This window comes from Mesorhizobium sp. M4A.F.Ca.ET.090.04.2.1 (assembly GCF_003999085.1).
GTDB lineage: Bacteria > Pseudomonadota > Alphaproteobacteria > Rhizobiales > Rhizobiaceae > Mesorhizobium.
The window spans coordinates 1-900 of sequence record NZ_RZOT01000944.1 but is presented as its reverse complement, the minus strand read 5'-3'; the positions used below and the strand labels follow the sequence as shown (position 1 = coordinate 900).

General features: G+C 62.8%; 1 protein-coding gene. It reads right to left on the bottom strand.

Annotation, left to right across the window (positions count from 1 at the left end; translation table 11 throughout):
* Positions 1-120 precede the first annotated feature (120 nt).
* On the bottom strand, positions 121-861 hold the full coding sequence (locus EN781_RS33360) for a pyridoxine 5'-phosphate synthase (RefSeq protein WP_126053981.1): 741 nt from the start codon (positions 859-861) through the stop codon (positions 121-123).
* Positions 862-900 lie beyond the last annotated feature (39 nt).

Below are 900 nucleotides of genomic sequence, written 5' to 3'. Positions count from 1 at the left end.
GTGTTGGCAAGGGCCATAAACGACACTCCGATAAACGCGCGGTGCTCTACGCTTGCTGCGATGCAATATCAAGTGCCGTCACGTTATGGCTTCCATGCCGGCAACGCGGGGCTTGCCTCTCTACCAACCGCAAGCTCCGAGAAACCGTCCCACCGTGCCGGCCATGCCATACTCCAATGCATCGGCTGTCAACCCGTGACCGATTGACACTTCGGCCAATGCCGGAATGCGCTTTGCCAGCGCCGGCAAATTGTCGACCGTCAGATCGTGCCCGGCATTGACCTGCAGCCCCGCGGCAAATGCCGCATCCGCGGTTTTTCCCAATTTTTCCAGTTCCTTGGCTGCCTTGATGGAATCGGAATGGCAACTGCCGTATGGGCCCGTATAGAGCTCGATACGGTCGGCGCCGGTATCGCGCGCGGCATTCACGCCGCCCGGATCCGAATCGGCAAACAGCGACACGCGAAAGCCGCCTTTCTTCAACCGCTTGACGATCGGAGTGAGGAACGCCGCGTCGGCGATGAAGTTCCAGCCATGGTCCGACGTTGCCTGGCTCGGATCGTCCGGCACCAGCGTCACTTGGTCGGGCTGGTGCTGTTCCACAAGCGCCAGGAATTCCTCCGTGGGATGGCCCTCGATGTTGAATTCCGCCTTCGGGAACTCGTCGTCGATCAGCGCCCTGATCTGAGGCAAATCGGCGCGCCGCGTGTGCCGCTCATCGGGCCGCGGATGCACGGTCAGCCCATGCGCGCCGGCGGCGAGCGCAATGCGGCCGAGCCGGATCACGCTCGGCCAGGGCAGATCGCGGCGGTTGCGCAGCATGGCGATGGCGTTGAGGTTGACGGAAAGCTTGGCGGGCATGGCTTCGGGTCCCCGAGTGCATTGGCGGCGCATCTATAC

What these genes read in the sequence shown, in the direction of transcription:
- EN781_RS33360 (WP_126053981.1), bottom strand. Translation starts at nt 861, where the DNA reads ATGCCCGCCAAGCTTTCCGTCAACCTCAACGCCATCGCCATGCTGCGC.